Consider the following 13254-nt stretch of genomic DNA (forward strand, 5'->3'; position numbering starts at 1 on the left):
GGGGTGCTTACGAGGACTGGGCGAGGCCCGGTCAGTCCATGCGGTAGTTCGGGGCTTCCTTGGTGATCGAGACGTCGTGCACGTGGCTCTCGCGCATCCCGGCCGCAGTCACTCGCACAAAGTGCGGCTTGGTCCGCATCTCCTCGATGTTATGCGCGCCGACATAGCCCATGGACGAACGCAGCCCGCCCATCAGCTGATAAATAATCGCGACGATCGAGCCCTTGTACGGCACACGTCCCTCGATGCCCTCAGGCACGAACTTGTCGGCCGAGCTGTTCGGGTCCTGGAAATAGCGATCCGACGAGCCCTGCTGCATCGCACCCAGCGAACCCATGCCGCGGTAGATCTTGTAGGAACGGCCCTGGTACAACTCGACCTCGCCCGGAGCTTCCTCGGTGCCGGCAAACATCGAGCCCAGCATCACGCAGTTGGCACCCGCGGCGATGGCCTTGGCCAGATCACCCGAGAAACGCACACCGCCGTCGGCGATCATCGGCACGCCGGTCCCCTCAAGCGCCGCGGAGACATCGGAGATGGCAGTGATCTGCGGCACTCCAACCCCGGCCACGATGCGGGTGGTGCAGATTGAACCCGGCCCGATCCCGACCTTTACCCCATCGGCCCCGGCCGCGACCAGTGCCTTCGCGGCAGCCGCCGTGGCGATATTGCCACCGATCACCTGCACGTCCGGATAGTGTTTTTTCACCCAGGCCACGCGATCCAGCACGCCCTGGGAATGTCCGTGCGCGGTATCCACCACCAGCACGTCCACGCCAGCCTCGACCAGCGCGGCCACCCGTTCGTCCGTGCCATCACCCACGCCTACCGCGGCGCCCACACGCAGGCGACCACGTTCGTCCTTGGAGGCGTTCGGGTGCTCGGTGGACTTCTGGATATCCTTGACGGTAATCATGCCGCGCAGCTGGAAGTCATCGTTCACCACCAGCACCTTCTCGATGCGGTGCTTATGCAGCAGCTCCAGCACATGCTGGCGGTCGGCGCCCTCGGGCACGGTGACCAGGCGCTCGCGCGGGGTCATGATCTCGGAGACCGGGGCGTTCATGCGGGTCTCGAAGCGCAGATCGCGCGAGGTGACGATGCCCATCAGATCGTTACCAGAGACGATCGGCACGCCGGAGATATGATTGGCCTCGGTCAGCGCGACCACCTCACCAATACTGGCCTCGGGGCCGATGGTGATCGGCTCGCTGATCACACCGCTTTCGTATTTCTTGACCTGTCGGACCTCGGCGGCCTGGGCCTCGACCGACATGTTCTTGTGGACGATGCCAAGCCCACCCTCCTGGGCCATCGCGATCGCCAGATTGGCTTCAGTGACCGTGTCCATCGCCGCGGACACCACCGGAGCGGAAAGCGTGATCTCGCGGGTGATCTTCGTGGTCAGATCAACATCACGCGGAACGACATTCGAATGTCCCGGGATCAGCAGCACATCATCGAACGTAAGGGCTTCACCGAGTATCCGCATGCACCACTCCAGGCCAGGCCCACCGGGACCGATAGAGGGAGGAGACCCGGGGGCAGATAAATAGCCCTTCAGTATAGAATTTGGGCCCTTCCGGGACAAGCACAATCGCGCCGGCGCGGGTCAAACACAGACGCCCGCACGGTACCCTGATACGATGCAGATCCACCCCGAGCCCTTCGCCAGGCGAGTATCCATGCCCGAGCGCGTGCCCCCGGCCCGCATCACCCGTCGCCGTATGCTGGCCCTGTTGCTGGCCCCTGGTCTGGGGCTGGTCAGCCCCGCCAGCGCGCGTGCCGACTGGTGGCGCTTCGGCCAGGACATGTTCATGTCCTTGATCACCCGGCGACCCGACCTGTCTGGGCTCTCCACCGCGGAGTTGATTGAAGCTGTGCACGAGGCCCTGGTCATCGCGACCCATGCGGCCTCCGAGACGCTGAGCCGGCGCAACGGCTTCTATGGCAACCCGGATGTCCGTATCCCCCTGCCCGAGGTGCTGGCAACGACGCGGCGATCGCTCGGACGCCTGGGGATGGCCGCCCCGCTGGGCGCCCTGGAGGAACGCATGAACCGCGCGGCCGAAGATGCCGCCTGGGAGGCGCGGGAGCCCTTCATCCGGGCCATCTTCGCGCTGGATCTTGAGGATGCCCGCAGCATCCTGCTCGGCCCCGAGGACGCAGCCACCCGGTACCTCGAACAGGAGATGCGCCCCCGCCTGACCGAGGCCATGCGCCCGGCGGTGGAGAACAGTCTGGGCACCGTCGACGCCCTGAGCACCTACGGCGAGATCGAGTCCCAGATGCGTGACATTCCATTCCTGGCCAATGTCCGTCTGGATCTGGTCGGCCACGTCCTGGAACACACCATGGACGGGCTGTTCCACGCCCTCTCGGAAGAAGAGGCGCGCCTGCGCGTCGACCCGTTCGGACGTGGCACCGACGTCTTCCAGCGCGTCTTCAGCCGCTTGTAACCGCGAGGCCCGCATGAGCGATAGCGATAGCCCCCCAGTCTTTTCGGTTACCGAACTCAACCAGTGTGCGGATGGGCTGCTGCGTGATGGTCTCGGTCTGGTGCGCGTGGAAGGCGAGGTCTCCAACCTGCGCCAGTACGCCTCCGGGCACCAGTACTTCTCGCTGAAGGACGAGAACGCCTCGGTGAACTGCGTGCTGTTCCGTGGCAAGGCCCGCCAGGCCGCACGCTTCGCCGACGGCGACGCAGTACAGATCCGGGGACGTGCCGGGATCTATGGCGCGCGCGGACAGTTCCAGATCATCGTCGAAGCCCTGCAACCGGCCGGCGAGGGGCGCCTGCTGGCGGCCTTCCAGCGGCTCAAGGAGAAACTCGCCGCCGAGGGCCTGTTCGACGCCGAGCGCAAGCAGCCGCTGCCCGCCTGGACCCACCGTCTGGGCGTGATCACCTCCACCCAGGGCGACGTGCGCCACGACATCGAGCGCACCCTGGCCAGGCGTTTCCCGCTGTTGCTGCCGGTCACGCTCTATCCCACCGCCGTCCAGGGCCAGCAGGCCGCCGGTCAAATCGTCGCGGCGCTAGAACAGGCGGCGGCCGAGGGCCGGGTCGACGTGGTCATCCTCGCCCGTGGCGGTGGCTCGCTGGAGGACCTGCAGGCCTTCAACGAGGAAAGTGTCGCGCGCGCCATCGCCGCCTGCCCGATCCCGGTCGTGACCGGCGTCGGGCACGAGACCGACACCACCATCGCCGACTTCGTCGCCGATCTGCGCGCCTCCACGCCCACCGCCGCGGCGGAGGCCGTCAGTCCGGATGCCGCAACCCTGCGCCACCAACTGGCGCGGGCCCGGGAACGCCTGACCGGCCTGCTGGGCCAGCACATCGCGCGTCACCAGCAGACCCTGACCGCATTACACACCCGCCTGGAGCGCCGCCACCCGCGTCAGCTCCTGGAACGCGACGCACAACGTCTGGACGACCAGCGCGAACGCATGAACCGCGCCTGGTCGCGCATGTACGAACGCGCCCAGGCACGGCTGCAACGCGCCCAGTTGCGCCTGGCCGGGGCCTCGCCCGGCAACCGCCTGGCCTCCGCCCGCATGCGCCTGGACCACCTGCGCCAACGCCTTGCCCGCGTGCGCCCCGACCACGACATCGCACAACGCCGCGACACCCTGGCCCGCCTGCATCGCCAGCTCGAAACGGCCACCCGCCAGGCCCTGGCCACCCGCCAGAGACAACTGGACGCCAGCGCCCGCCAGTTGCGTTCACTGGACCCGGAAGCGGTACTGGAGCGGGGCTACGCGATCCTGCAGACCACACAGGGCGACGTCCTGCGCCGCGCGGAACAAACCGCCAGCGGCGAGCACCTGCGCGCCCGCCTTGCCCGCGGCCGCCTGGACCTCGACGTGACCGCCACCTACTCCGACGACTGAAGCGCTCGACCTCCTGATCTTTAAGCACAAAGGGCGCCGAGAAAATCGCGTGTAACAGGAAGACGGGAAGCGCGCGAAGGGATCAGGAGGAGCGGCGCAGGGTCGGCCGCTACAAGGCCAGCCCCGCCGGGAATCCGGATATCTGTTCAGCACCCCCAAACGCCGTAGGAGCGTGCTTGCACGCGAAGCCCCTGCCCGCGTCCGACTCTGGCAGGGGCTTCGCGTGCAAGCACGCTCCCACAGGGGGGCATGGAGTCCCGCCGAGGGCAACTGGATACGAACGCGTACGCGCCCGCAGGCGAATCAGGGGAGCAGGACGAGGTTGTCGCGGTGGATCAGCTCCGGCTCCAGCAAGTAACCGAGTTCGGCCTCGATGCGATCGGCGCGCTGTCCACGGATGCGCTGAACCTCGCTAGCCGCGTAATTCGTCAGCCCGCGCGCAACGGCCACACCCTCCGGGTCCACGCAGGTGACCATCTCGCCACGGCGGAAATCACCCTCGACACCGACCACCCCCACCGGCAGCAGGCTGCTGCCCGATTCGCGCAGCACACGGACGGCGCCGGCATCCAGCTGCAGCTGGCCGCGCGAGTGCAACTGATCCGCCAACCAGCGTTTGCGCGCCGCCAGGGGTTCACGGTCCGGCTTCAGCCAGGTGCCCAGCGGTGCACCCTTGAGCACCCGCCCCATCACTTGCGCCTCGCGGCCGGAGGCAATCACGGTATGCGTGCCGGAGCGTGCCGCCCGCTCGGCCGCCAATAGCTTGGTCGCCATCCCACCCCGACCCAGACGGCCAAAATCGGCGGCGACGTAGCGGTGCAGCTCCGCATCCGAGGCGCGCCCCTCCTGGATCAGCTGGGCATCGGCGTGTTTGCGGGGATCGCGATCGAACAGGCCATCCTGGTCGGTCAGGATGAGGAGCAGATCGGCCACTACCAGGTTGGCGACCAAGGCCGCCAGGGTGTCGTTGTCGCCGAGACGGATTTCCTCGTAGGCAACCGTGTCGTTCTCGTTGACTACCGGAATCGTGCCCATCTCCAACAAGGCCTGGATGGTGCTCCGGGCATTCAGGTAGCGGGACCGATCGGCCAAATCATCGTGGGTCAGCAGGACCTGGGCGGCGTGCAGGTCGTGGCTGGCAAACTCGCGCTCGTAGGCCTGGATCAGACCCATCTGACCGACGGCCGCCGCGGCCTGCACGCGATGGAGCTGATGCGGCCGCTCGGTCATACCCAGCCGCCGCATCCCTTCGGCCACCGCGCCGCTGGAGACCAGGATCACCTCCAGCCCACGGCGGCGCAGGGCCGCAATCTGGTGCGCCCAGGACTCCAGGGCCGGACGATCCAGCCCAGCCCCGTCGGCCGTGATCAACGCACTGCCGATCTTGATCACGACCCGCCGGATGGCCGGCAGCGCACGCGCCGTAGCGGCCGCGTCTACCACGACGTATCCTCCGGCTTGGCGGCCGCATTGCGGCGAGAGGCCTCGGCCGCGGCTTGCGCCGTCTCTTCGATGTGGCGCATCACGGCTTGCAGCAGGGCATCGACACCCTCGCCGGTCGCGGCCGAGATGGTGAACACCGGGTGCTCCTCGCCCTGATCCGCGCGCACACGCTCGACCAGGGCGGCGAGATCCTCGGCGTCCAGCAATTCCTGCTTGTTCAACACCACCCATCGCGGGAGCGCGGCCAGGTCGTCACTGTGGCGTTCCAGCTCGGTGATCGCGGTGCGCAGATCCACCAGCGGATCCGCCTCGGGGTCCGGCGGGGCCACATCTACCACGTGCAGCAGCAAGCGGGTGCGCGCCAGATGCTTGAGGAAGCGCGTGCCCAGGCCCGCTCCTTCGGCCGCGCCCTCGATCAACCCAGGGATATCAGCAATCACAAAGCTCTGATTAATCCCGATGCGCACCACGCCCAGCTGCGGGATCAAGGTCGTAAACGGGTAATCGGCGATCTTCGGGCGCGCCGCGGAGGCACGCGCCAGCAACGTGGACTTACCGGCATTCGGCAAACCCAGCAGACCCACATCGGCCAGCACCATCAGTTCCAGGGACAACTTGCGCAGCTCGCCCGGCGTACCCGGCTTGCTCTGACGCGGCGCCTGGTTGGTGGAGGACTTGTAGCGCGTGTTGCCGAGCCCGTGGAAGCCCCCCTGCGCGACCAGCAGACGCTGCCCCTCGTGGGTCACGTCCCCGAGGATCTCGTCGGTCTCGGCATCGCGTACCTGGGTACCGACCGGCACCGCAATCTCCAGATCCTCGCCCGAGGCCCCGGTGCGCTGACGGCCCATGCCGTTCTCGCCGCGCTCGGCGTCAAACCGACGCTGGTAACGAAAATCCGCCAGGGTGTTCAGGCCTTCGTCGCCCACCAGCCACACGGAGCCGCCATCGCCGCCGTCACCCCCATCGGGCCCGCCAAACGGGATGTACTTCTCGCGGCGGAAGCTGACACAGCCATTGCCGCCGTCGCCGGCCTTTACCGTAATGGTGGCTTCGTCGATGAACTTCATTGCTTGTTTCCCGCAGTACAGAACAAAAAAAGCCCCGTCGAACGGGGCTTTTCGCGAACGCTTCGCTGACCGGCCGGCTTACTGCTGCGGCTGGATACTCACGAAACGGCGGTTGTGACGACCGCCCACCTTGAAGACGACCTGGCCGTCGACCTTGGCGAACAGCGTATGGTCCTTGCCACAACCCACGCCCTCGCCGGGATGATACTGCGTCCCGCGCTGACGAACGAGGATATTGCCGGCGCGCACGACCTGACCGCCGAAGCGCTTCACGCCAAGGCGTTTGCTCTCGGAATCGCGCCCGTTGCGGGTACTACCGCCTGCCTTTTTATGTGCCATGGTTCAGCTCTCCTGAATGCCTGCGGGCGATCAGCCGGCGATGCCGGTGATGCGCACGGTGGTGTAATGCTGGCGGTGTCCCATCTGCTTCTGGGAATGCTTGCGCCGCCGAAATTTCATGATGTGAATCTTCTTCGCGCGGCCATGGTCTTCGACCTTGGCGGTGACCTTGCCACCGTCCACCAGCGGGGCCCCGACGCGGACATCATCACCCGCACCGACCATCAGCACCTGGTCGAATTCGACCTCGGAGCCGGCCTCGGCGTCGAGCTTTTCGATGCGAAGCACGTCGCCTTCGGCGACGCGATATTGTTTACCACCTGTTGCGATGATCGCGTACATTTCCCTGGGACTCCGTTGCGATACCTTGTGTGGACCAGCCGACTGGGAGCTGGTCTCGCGAAAGGGCGGAAATGCTAGCAGCGCTTCCCTCTCGGGTCAATCTTTACACGCAACCCAAACGGGATGCCCTGGCGCCCTCGGGGCGGCAAAGCGGACCTGCACGGGATACGGGCGCTCCGCCCCGACGCGCGAACTTGTACACTGACCGACCTTTCCCTAGTGTAGTGCGCCGCCCCACCGGGTGCCTACAGAGCCACTCCCGACGACCTCACGAGCCTGCTTGCCTGACCCCATGCCCATTGATTCGATCCGAGAACTGGCGGCCGACGACATGCAGGCCGTCGACCAGTGCATACGCGAACGGCTGAGCTCGCCGGTAGTGCTGATCAATCAGCTCGGGCATTACATCATCCATTCCGGCGGCAAGCGCCTGCGCCCCCTTCTGGCCACATTGTCGGCGCGGGCCTGCCATGTGCAGGGCCAGGACCCGGTAACGCTTGCGGCGGTGGTGGAATTCATCCATACCGCAACCTTGCTGCACGACGACGTCGTGGATGCCTCCGAGCTGCGTCGCGGGAACGAGACCGCCAACCACATCTTCGGGAACGAGGCCGCGGTGCTGGTGGGTGACTTCCTCTACTCGCGCGCCTTCGAGATGATGGTCGAAGTCGGCTCCATGCGCGTGATGGAAATCCTCTCCCACGCGACCAACGTGATCGCCGAAGGCGAAGTGATGCAGCTGATGAACTGCCACGACGCCGACGTGGACGAACAGCGCTACATGCACGTCATCCAGTCGAAGACCGCCAAGCTGTTCGAGGCTGCCTGCCAGCTGGGGGCCATCATGGGTGAGCGCCCGGAGGCCGACGAACAGGCGCTGGCCCGCTACGGCATGCACCTGGGCACCGCTTTCCAACTGATCGATGATGTCCTCGACTACTCCTCCGACGACGAGGTGACCGGCAAGCGCATGGGCGACGACCTGGCTGAGGGTAAACCGACCCTGCCCCTGATCCATGCACTGCGCATGGGCACACCCGATCAGCAGAGAATCGTGCGGCAGGCGATCGAGAATGGCGGCCGCGAACAGGTCGAGCCGGTCCTGCAGGTGGTGCACGACACCGACAGCCTGAACTACACTCGCTCCCGCGCCGAGGCCGAGACCGAGGCGGCGATCGAGGCCATCCGCACCCTGTCCGACTCGCCCCACCGACAGGCACTGATCGATCTGGCCCGCTTCGCAGTCGGACGCAACCATTAGGGAGGGGACCCGCGATTTAGCCAGCGCCTCCCTTGACGACGAGGGCTCGCATTCCAAATTTTTGGCCGCCCGAGGCATGGACACGCCCTCGGAGGCTCGGCATAATAGCGGGCTCGGTTCGGAGTGTAGCTCAGCTTGGTAGAGCACTGCCTTCGGGAGGCAGGGGTCGAAGGTTCGAATCCTTTCACTCCGACCAATCTTCTTCTTGACCCTGGTGTTCCGGCCTGTGGCCCGGCTTGAAAAGCCCGCCCCGGAGACGGCCAGGTCCCGATCACGCTCAGGTCCTGCGGACACGTCCATGACCGCCAATTCCCAGGCCGTTCGCGGCACTCTCTACATCATTTCCGCGCCGTCGGGCGCCGGCAAGACGAGCCTGGTAGCGGCCTTGCTGGAATCCGAGCGGGCGGTCGAAGTCTCGGTCTCGCACACCACGCGCAAGCCGCGAGACAGCGAGGTCGACGGAGAGCACTACCACTTCGTCAGCGCAGAGACCTTCCTTGGAATGATCGAGGACGGCCAGCTCCTGGAGCACGCCAAGGTCTTCGACAATTTCTACGGCACCTCTCGCGGCAGCGTCGAAGAACGCCTGGAGGCCGGTGTCGACGTGATCCTGGAGATCGACTGGCAGGGCGCGCGCCAGGTGCGCGCCGCCGTGCCGGATGCCCACTCCATCTTCATCCTGCCACCCTCGCGCGACGAGCTGGAGCGCCGCCTGCGCGGCCGCGGACAGGATGCGGAAGATGTGATCCAGCGCCGCCTGCGCGACGCCGAATCCGACTGCACGCACTTTCGCGAGTACGACTACACCGTGGTCAACGAGGATTTCGACCAGGCCGTGCGCGATCTCGCCAGTATCTTTCGCGCCAACCGCCTGCGCACCGTGGAACAGGAGATCCGATCCGCATCCACGATAGGGAATCTGTTGGCGGGGGCGCCGGGGTCGGCGTAACATGCAGATGTGGGGTGCTTTCCCTACACGAGTTTCAACGATTTACTGACCGGAGTATCCGATGGCACGCGTCACCGTCGAGGACTGCCTCGAAAATGTCGAAAACCGTTTCCAACTGGTGCTGATGGCTGCCCGTCGGGCCCGTCACATCGCCCACGGGAAGGAAGCTCGCGTCCCCGAGGACAATGACAAGCCCACGGTGATCGCCCTGCGCGAAATCGCCGCCGGCGTGGTCGGTACCGAAGTGTTCGACGAACACGACGAACGGCCCCAGAACCAGATGCTGGACTTCAGCACGATCCGCCATCTGGAACAGCTGGAAGCCGACGAACGGTAGGAGCTCTCCTTTATGGCCGCTGGCGAGCCAGTTGCTCCCGGGGCCACCAGTACGCCCCCGGGGGACTCGACCCGATTCCTGATTAGCGATTTGTGCTCCGAGCTCGAGGCCTACCTCGAGCCGGGCGAGGTCGAGGAGGTTTATCGCGCCTACCTCCTGGGTGCGGAATCCCACGAAGGCCAGACCCGCAAGACCGGGGAACCCTACATCTATCACCCGCTTGCCGTGGCCCGCACCATGGCCGAGATGCGGATGGACCATCAGGCGATCAGCGCCGCCATCCTGCACGACGTAATGGAGGACACAGCCACCAGCAAGGACCGCATCCACGCCGAGTTTGGCGAAGAGGTCGCGGAGCTGGTCGATGGCGTCTCCAAACTGACCCACCTGCAGTTCCAGTCCAAGGCCGAAGCCCAGGCCGAAAACTTCCGCAAGATGATGCTGGCGATCACCCGCGATATCCGGGTGATCCTGATCAAGCTCGCCGATCGCCTCCACAACATGCGCACCCTGGGCGTGATGCGGCCGGACAAGCGCCGCCGCATCGCGAAGGAAACGCTGGAGATCTACGCCCCGATTGCCCAGCGTCTGGGCATGAATGCCATGCGCCGCGAGCTGGAAGAGCTCGGCTTTTCGGCCAAACATCCGTGGCGCGCCGCGGTGCTGGAACGCGCGGTCCACCGCGCCGGGGGCAACCGCCGCGAACCCATGCGCAATATCGAGCAGGCGATCTGCTCGCGGATGGAGACCGCCGGGATCGTCGGGCGCATCTCGGGCCGCGAGAAGAGCCTGTACAGCATCTACCGCAAGATGCGCGACAAGCGCCACTCCTTCGAAGAGGTGTTCGACGTCTTCGCCATTCGCATCATCGTGGACGACATCGACACCTGCTACCGCTCCCTGGGGCTGGTGCACAACCTCTACAAACCGGTCCCGGGACGTTTCAAGGACTACATTGCGATCCCCAAGTCCAACGGCTACCAGTCCCTGCATACCATCCTGTTCGGGCCACAGGGCATTCCCATCGAGATCCAGATCCGCTCCACCGAGATGGACCGCGTGGCCGAAAGCGGCATCGCCGCACACTGGCAGTACAAGGCCGGCAGTGAGTCCTCGCGTACCGCGCAGAGCCGCGCACGCGACTGGCTGAAGGACGTACTGGAGATCCAGAACAGCGTCGGCAACTCCATCGAATTCCTGGAGAACGTGAAGGTCGACCTGTTCCCCGACGAGGTCTACACCTTTACCCCCGGCGGCGACATTCTGGTCCTTCCGCGCGACGCGACCCCGATCGACTTCGCCTATGCCGTGCACTCGGACGTCGGCAACCGCTGCGTGGCCGCCAAGATCGACCGCCAGCTCGCCCCACTGTCCGTACGCCTTCAAAGCGGCCAGACCGTCGAGATCGTCACTTCCCCCGGAGCCCGCCCCAATCCGGCCTGGCTGTCGTTCGTGGTCACCGGAAAGGCCCGCACCGGCATCCGCCATTGCCTGAAATCCATGCAATCGGAGGAGGCGCGCACGCTCGGCGAGCGTCTGCTGGAGAAGGCCCTGGAGACCCTGGACAGCCACCTGTCGCATATCTCGCCGGCGCGGCTGGACCAGATGCTGGACGCGATGCAGCTGGAGGATCTGGATGCACTGCTGATCGATATCGGCCTGGGGAACCGCATGGCGACGCTGGTTGCCCGCCAGATGGTCGGCAAGGACAGTCCGGAACCGGATACCACGGCGGCCACGACCACCCTTGCAGTCAAGGGCACGGAAGGTCTAGTGCTGAGTTACGCGCGCTGCTGCCACCCCATCCCCGGTGATCCCATCATCGGCCAGCTAAGCGCCGGACGCGGGCTGGTGGTACATCGCGAGAATTGCCGCAATGTGCTGCACGAGAGCCGCGAGCGCAGCGATCGAACCATCGCGCTGGAGTGGTCGCACGAGCCGCAGCTCCAGTTCACCGCCGCGGTCCGCACCCGCACCGCCAACCGCCGCGGCGCGCTGGCCGACATGGCCGCGGTCATCGCCGACCACGGCTCCAACATCGAACACATCTCGTTCAACGAGCAGGACGGCCACTCCACCGCGATGACCTTCCTGCTGACCGTAAGCGACCGTCAGCACCTGGCGCAGATTATGCGCGGCCTGCGACGCCTGCCCGACGTTCTCCGCATCTCCCGCCAGCGCGGCTGAAGAAAATGTCCAATCGCTCCATCGGCCTCGACGAAACGCTTTACCAATACCTGCTGGAGAACTCGCTGCGCGAACCGGCTTTGCTGGCTGAGCTGCGCAGTGAGACCGCGGCTCTGCCCGAGGCAAACATGCAGATCGCCCCGGAACAGGGGCAATTTATGGCCTTACTGGCAAAGCTGATGGGTGCGCGACGCTACCTGGAGATCGGCACCTTCACCGGCTACAGCGCCCTGGCGATTGCCCTCGCCCTGCCGGAGGACGGCGAGATCGTGACCCTGGACAAGAGCGCGGAATGGACCGCCACCGCACGCCGCTACTGGGAACGCGCGGGTGTCGCGGGGCGCATCCGACTCGAACAAGGCGAAGCCCGGGACTCGTTACAGGCGCTGGAGGCCGCCGGCGAGGCCGGCACCTTCGACCTGGCCTTCATCGACGCGGACAAAACCGGCTATTCGGGGTATTTCGAACACTGCCTGCGCCTGGTGCGCCCAGGCGGCCTGATCCTGGTCGACAACACCCTGTGGTACGGCACGGTCGCCGACCCCGACGACACCCGCACCGACACACTCGCGATCCGCGCCTTCAACGAGGCCCTGCACCATGACGATCGCATCGACCTCTCGCTCACCCCCATCGGCGACGGCCTGACCCTCGCCCGCCGCCGCTGATCCGGCCGTAAGCCTCGATTCACCACAGAGAACACGGAGGACTCAGAGAAGAGCTTCAAGGCTCAAAATTCAAGGGTCTGCTGATTCACCACGAAGCGCACGAAGGCACGAAGAAAATCCTTTTGTTGTAAGCGTTCCTGGTGGCGAACGGCTTTGTTCCAGCCTGCGGGTCAGCCTGAACAATCATCCTGCCCCCCTGTCCTTCTCCGTGATCTCTGTGCCCTCTGTGGTGAACCGCTGTTGACCTTGCCCTTCTTCGTGCCTTCGTGCACTTCGTGGTGAACCCATTCTTTTCCCTGCGCATATCCTCAACGAAGCCTTACAGGCAGAGGCCGCTGTCGCCGAGGCCGCGGCGGCAGATGGCACGACGCTCCACCGCGCGCACCACCCAGCCCGCTTCCTTCTCCTCCAGTTCCAGGCGGAATTCGTAGGCCTCGACGGCATCATCACGCAGCCCGGTCAGGCGGACCTCCGCGCATTCCGGCCTCGGCTGGTCGATCTCCAGCCCCGCGTAGTCGACGGCCAGGCCGGATTTCCAGCCACTGGCCGCGAACCACTCCATCACCGCGGCACCCGGCATCACCATCGGCTCAAGCGACGGCACCGCCTGGGCCTCGAAGGCTGTCGGCGCGGGTTCCCATCCTTCGGGCAGCCCCGCGGACGCGCCGTCATCATCCGGATCCGGGGTCGACGTAGCGCAACCCGCCAGAATCAGCGCCAGCACACCCCCTGCAACCTGCCTTCTCCAGTACATCACGTGGACTGCCTCG

The 13254-nt window shown here is 65.8% G+C and carries 13 protein-coding genes and 1 tRNA gene; 8 read left to right on the top strand and 6 right to left on the bottom strand.

The window, feature by feature from the left end:
* Positions 1-31: 31 nt before the first annotated feature.
* Positions 32-1492 (bottom strand): IMP dehydrogenase, encoded by a 1461-nt coding sequence (gene guaB / locus D002_RS0110490; RefSeq protein WP_018141879.1) that lies wholly within the window; start codon positions 1490-1492, stop codon positions 32-34.
* 193 nt (positions 1493-1685) lie between these two features.
* Between guaB and D002_RS0110495 the strand changes: the two genes are divergently transcribed.
* Together D002_RS0110495 and xseA are read left to right on the top strand one after the other, a co-directional pair.
* Positions 1686-2459, top strand: a complete 774-nt coding sequence (locus tag D002_RS0110495; RefSeq protein WP_018141880.1) for a DUF4197 domain-containing protein — start codon at positions 1686-1688, stop codon at positions 2457-2459.
* Between the two features lie 13 nt (positions 2460-2472).
* Entirely contained in the window at positions 2473-3891 is a 1419-nt protein-coding gene (gene xseA / locus D002_RS0110500) for an exodeoxyribonuclease VII large subunit (RefSeq protein WP_018141881.1), read from the top strand.
* Between the two features lie 303 nt (positions 3892-4194).
* Here xseA and proB read toward each other — a convergent pair whose 3' ends face one another.
* The 4 genes from proB to rplU form a co-directional block, all read right to left on the bottom strand.
* Positions 4195-5334 (bottom strand): glutamate 5-kinase, encoded by a 1140-nt coding sequence (gene proB / locus D002_RS0110505; RefSeq protein WP_018141882.1) that lies wholly within the window; start codon positions 5332-5334, stop codon positions 4195-4197.
* Positions 5328-6401 carry an Obg family GTPase CgtA gene (cgtA, locus tag D002_RS0110510; protein WP_018141883.1) on the bottom strand — a complete coding sequence of 358 codons (1074 nt, stop codon included), beginning with the start codon at positions 6399-6401 and terminating at the stop codon, positions 5328-5330. The genes proB and cgtA overlap by 7 nt, the downstream gene beginning before the upstream one ends.
* A gap of 78 nt (positions 6402-6479) precedes the next feature.
* Positions 6480-6740 carry a 50S ribosomal protein L27 gene (rpmA, locus tag D002_RS0110515; protein WP_018141884.1) on the bottom strand — a complete coding sequence of 87 codons (261 nt, stop codon included), beginning with the start codon at positions 6738-6740 and terminating at the stop codon, positions 6480-6482.
* Positions 6741-6770: 30 nt separating this feature from the next.
* Positions 6771-7082 carry a 50S ribosomal protein L21 gene (gene rplU, locus D002_RS0110520; RefSeq protein ID WP_018141885.1) on the bottom strand — a complete coding sequence of 104 codons (312 nt, stop codon included), beginning with the start codon at positions 7080-7082 and terminating at the stop codon, positions 6771-6773.
* A 292-nt stretch (positions 7083-7374) separates the two neighbouring features.
* On the opposite strand from rplU, the gene ispB reads away from it, so the two are divergent.
* The 6 genes from ispB to D002_RS0110550 all read left to right on the top strand — a co-directional run bounded on the left by ispB (position 7375) and on the right by D002_RS0110550 (position 12484).
* On the top strand, positions 7375-8343 hold the full coding sequence (gene ispB / locus D002_RS0110525; RefSeq protein ID WP_018141886.1) for an octaprenyl diphosphate synthase: 969 nt from the start codon (positions 7375-7377) through the stop codon (positions 8341-8343).
* A 119-nt stretch (positions 8344-8462) separates the two neighbouring features.
* Positions 8463-8539 (top strand) — tRNA-Pro (locus D002_RS0110530).
* Positions 8540-8641: 102 nt separating this feature from the next.
* Positions 8642-9292, top strand: coding sequence for a guanylate kinase (gmk, locus tag D002_RS0110535; RefSeq protein ID WP_018141887.1), 651 nt, complete (start codon positions 8642-8644; stop codon positions 9290-9292).
* A 61-nt stretch (positions 9293-9353) separates the two neighbouring features.
* Positions 9354-9629, top strand: coding sequence for a DNA-directed RNA polymerase subunit omega (gene rpoZ / locus D002_RS0110540; RefSeq protein WP_017941888.1), 276 nt, complete (start codon positions 9354-9356; stop codon positions 9627-9629).
* 12 nt (positions 9630-9641) lie between these two features.
* Positions 9642-11816: a bifunctional GTP diphosphokinase/guanosine-3',5'-bis pyrophosphate 3'-pyrophosphohydrolase gene (gene spoT, locus D002_RS0110545; protein ID WP_018141888.1), complete on the top strand. Its 2175-nt coding sequence runs from the start codon at positions 9642-9644 to the stop codon at positions 11814-11816.
* 5 nt (positions 11817-11821) lie between these two features.
* The gene (locus D002_RS0110550) at positions 11822-12484 is read left to right on the top strand and encodes an O-methyltransferase (RefSeq protein ID WP_018141889.1); all 663 of its coding nucleotides are present in this window, start codon (positions 11822-11824) and stop codon (positions 12482-12484) included.
* A gap of 319 nt (positions 12485-12803) precedes the next feature.
* Here the strand turns inward: D002_RS0110550 and D002_RS13975 are convergent, their stop codons facing one another.
* Complete coding sequence (locus D002_RS13975; RefSeq protein ID WP_018141890.1) at positions 12804-13208, bottom strand: hypothetical protein; 405 nt, start codon at positions 13206-13208, stop codon at positions 12804-12806.
* Positions 13209-13254: the final 46 nt, after the last annotated feature.

The organism is Thioalkalivibrio sp. ALJ7 (assembly GCF_000376865.1).
GTDB lineage: Bacteria > Pseudomonadota > Gammaproteobacteria > Ectothiorhodospirales > Ectothiorhodospiraceae > Thioalkalivibrio.

Excerpts from the sequence above, each read along its gene's own strand:
- D002_RS0110550 (WP_018141889.1), top strand. The coding sequence starts at position 11,822 with ATGTCCAATCGCTCCATCGGCCTCGACGAAACGCTTTACCAATACCTG.
- gmk (WP_018141887.1), top strand. The coding sequence starts at position 8,642 with ATGACCGCCAATTCCCAGGCCGTTCGCGGCACTCTCTACATCATTTCC.
- rpoZ (WP_017941888.1), top strand. The coding sequence starts at position 9,354 with ATGGCACGCGTCACCGTCGAGGACTGCCTCGAAAATGTCGAAAACCGT.
- cgtA (WP_018141883.1), bottom strand. The coding sequence starts at position 6,401 with ATGAAGTTCATCGACGAAGCCACCATTACGGTAAAGGCCGGCGACGGC.
- ispB (WP_018141886.1), top strand. The coding sequence starts at position 7,375 with ATGCCCATTGATTCGATCCGAGAACTGGCGGCCGACGACATGCAGGCC.
- D002_RS0110495 (WP_018141880.1), top strand. The coding sequence starts at position 1,686 with ATGCCCGAGCGCGTGCCCCCGGCCCGCATCACCCGTCGCCGTATGCTG.
- rplU (WP_018141885.1), bottom strand. The coding sequence starts at position 7,082 with ATGTACGCGATCATCGCAACAGGTGGTAAACAATATCGCGTCGCCGAA.
- spoT (WP_018141888.1), top strand. The coding sequence starts at position 9,642 with ATGGCCGCTGGCGAGCCAGTTGCTCCCGGGGCCACCAGTACGCCCCCG.
- rpmA (WP_018141884.1), bottom strand. The coding sequence starts at position 6,740 with ATGGCACATAAAAAGGCAGGCGGTAGTACCCGCAACGGGCGCGATTCC.
- guaB (WP_018141879.1), bottom strand. The coding sequence starts at position 1,492 with ATGCGGATACTCGGTGAAGCCCTTACGTTCGATGATGTGCTGCTGATC.
- xseA (WP_018141881.1), top strand. The coding sequence starts at position 2,473 with ATGAGCGATAGCGATAGCCCCCCAGTCTTTTCGGTTACCGAACTCAAC.